2 protein-coding genes are annotated in these 2,802 nt (G+C 60.0%); both read left to right on the top strand.

Features of this window, described 5'->3' with window-relative positions:
* Window positions 1-158 precede the first annotated feature (158 nt).
* A complete protein-coding gene (gene ccoG, locus AAAB16_RS18615) occupies window positions 159-1,574 on the top strand; it encodes a cytochrome c oxidase accessory protein CcoG (protein WP_340664664.1) in 1,416 nt (471 codons plus the stop codon).
* 199 nt (window positions 1,575-1,773) lie between these two features.
* Window positions 1,774-2,802, top strand: a 1,029-nt coding sequence (gene mapR, locus AAAB16_RS18620; protein ID WP_340664665.1) for a GntR family transcriptional regulator MpaR, incomplete at its 3' end; no start/stop codon positions are given.

The following is a 2,802-nucleotide window of genomic DNA, read 5'->3' on the forward strand; positions in this document are numbered from 1 at the left end:
CCCTACGAGTGCTCGCCTGTAGGGTGTGCTGTGCGCATCAGCTTTTATAAACCACCCCCATCTGATCCGCTTTTTTTAGCAAAACCTGAGTCTGTTACCAGATCAGCCACACGCCGATCATGCCCCCAACAGAATTAGAGCCTGATGGGGCCAACGCCATGACTGACCGTATTCCCGCGAAGATCATCGAAACCATTGATCCGCGCCAGCCGCTCCGCCTCACTCCGGCACAAGCCGGTGGGCCGATCCACACCCGCGCGTTCACCGGCCTGTTCCGCAACCTGCGCCTGTACGGTGCAGGGCTGCTGTTTGCGATTTTCTTCGGTACAGCCTGGCTGAACTGGGAAGGCCGCCAAGCGGTGCTGTGGGATTTGTCCGGGCAGCGCTTTTATATTTTCGGCGCCACCTTCTGGCCGCAAGATTTTATTCTGCTCTCGGCGCTGCTGATCATTGCCGCCTTTGGCTTGTTCGCCATCACCGTATTCGCCGGCCGCGTATGGTGCGGCTACACCTGCCCACAAAGCGTGTGGACCTGGGTGTTTATGTGGGTGGAAAAGGTCACCGAGGGTGATCGTGGCCAACGGATCAAGTTAGATGCCGCGCCTTGGTCGCTAAACAAAGTACTGCGCCGCTCGGCCAAGCATGGCTTGTGGTTAGCCGTGAGCCTGGTCACCGCCATCGGCTTTATTGGCTACTTTGTGCCGGTGCGTGAACTCACCGCCGGCCTGCTGACCTTTAACCTGGATAGCGGCAGTTTTACCTGGCTGCTGCTGTTTACCGCCGCCACTTACGTGAACGCTGGCTGGCTGCGGGAAAAGGTCTGTCTGCATATGTGCCCGTACTCGCGCTTTCAAAGCGTGATGTTCGACAAAGACACCCTGCTGGTCAGCTACGACGCCGCCCGCGGTGAAAGCCGTGGCCCACGGCGTAAAGACGTAGCACCGCAAAGCGTCGGCCTGGGCGATTGCATTGATTGCACGATGTGCGTGCAGGTCTGCCCCACCGGCATCGACATTCGCGACGGCCTGCAACTGGACTGCATCAGCTGCGGCGCCTGTATCGATGCCTGCGACACGGTGATGGACAAAATGGGCTACGCCCGTGGCCTGGTCGGCTATCGCTCGGAGCGCTCGCTGGCCGGTGGCAAAACCCGCTTTTTGCGCCCGCGTTTGGTCAGCTACGCCGCCGTGTTGCTGCTGATGATCGGCAGCTTTATCTGGGCCTTGGATGCGCGGGCGCTGCTATCACTGGATATCACCCGTGACCGTGGCCTATTCCGCGAAAACAGTGCCGGGCAAATCGAGAACATCTACAGCTTTAAAGTGATCAACAAAACCCAGCAAACCCGCACCTACGAACTGGCGCTGAACGACGACGGCCCGTTTGAACTGCGCGGCAACACCACGGTGAAACTGGCACCTGGGGAAATTACCGATGTGCCCTTGAGTGTGGTGCTGACCGCGCCGCGCCTAAACAGCACCTCGCAACGGGTTGGCTTTGAAGTGCATGAAGTGGGCGCGCCGGAGAACCGCGTAACCGGTGTCAGCACTTTTGTTTCGCCCGTTAACCGCTGACCGTACCGATGGTGCGCACAGCACACCCTCCAGGCGCAAACGCAGGTCCCGTAGGGCGTGCTGCGCGCACCAAGCGATTTAAGCGTGTATGCCCGGGTGGGCAAAGCCCACACGCCCAAACACCGAGGTCCTTCGCATGACTGTGCAACTGCCCGTAGAGTATGTCGCTGCGCATTCGCCCGTGGTTATGCAGGACAAGATGAAACGCTACGAAAAATTCGCTGATGAAATTGCTGAGCTGATCCGCACCGGCGTGTTGGCGGCCGGGGAAAAAGTGCCGTCAGTTCGGCATGCCAGCCGCACCTACGGGGTGAGCCCATCAACGGTGTTCCAGGCCTATTACCTGCTGGAAGACCGTGGCCTGATTCAGGCGCGGGCGCGCTCGGGTTATTTCGTTCGCGAGCATGCCAAAAAGCCGCTGCCCGAAGCGCAGATTAGCCCGCGCCCGGCGCACACCACCGAGGTGGATGTCAGCGAGTTGGTGTTCTCAGTATTGGGCTCGTTAAAAGACCCCAACACCGTGCCCTTTGGCTCGGCCTTTCCCAGCCCCGATTTGTTCCCGCTGGTGCGCCTGGCGCGCTCCATGTCGCAGAGCTTGCGCACGCTTTCGCCCCACGCGGTGATCGCCGACATGACCGCCGGCAACCCCGACCTGCGCCGGCAAATTGCCCTGCGCTATATGGTCAGCGGTGTGATGCTGCCGTTGGAAGAATTGGTGATCAGCAACGGCGCCATGGAAGCGCTCAACCTCTGCCTGCAAACCGTCACCCAGCCCGGCGACCTGGTGGCCATTGAGGCGCCAGCGTTTTACGCCACCTTGCAGGTGCTCGAACGGCTCAAGCTCAAGGCCGTGGAAATTCCCGTGCACCCGCGCGAAGGCATCGACCTGCAAACCCTCGCCGACAGCCTGGCGCAGCTGCCAATCAAAGCCTGCTGGTTTATGAGCAGCCTGCAAAACCCGCTGGGCGCGAGCATGAGCGATGAGAAAAAACGCGCGCTGTATGAGCTGCTGCATCAACACCAAGTGCCGTTGATTGAAGACGACGTATACGCCGAGCTGTACTACGGCCCGCAGCCGCCTAAGCCGGTGAAGAGTTTTGACCGCGACGGCTTGGTGATGCACTGCGGCTCGTTTTCCAAAAGCCTGGCGCCAGGTTATCGAGTGGGTTGGGTGGCCGGTGGCCGTTATGCCGAGAAAATCAGCCGACTAAAACTGATGACCACCATC

The sequence above is a fragment of the Pseudomonas sp. genome (assembly GCF_037994325.1).
Lineage (GTDB): Bacteria > Pseudomonadota > Gammaproteobacteria > Pseudomonadales > Pseudomonadaceae > Aquipseudomonas.

Coding starts and splice junctions, on each gene's coding strand:
- ccoG (WP_340664664.1), top strand. CDS start 159: ATGACTGACCGTATTCCCGCGAAGATCATCGAAACCATTGATCCGCGC.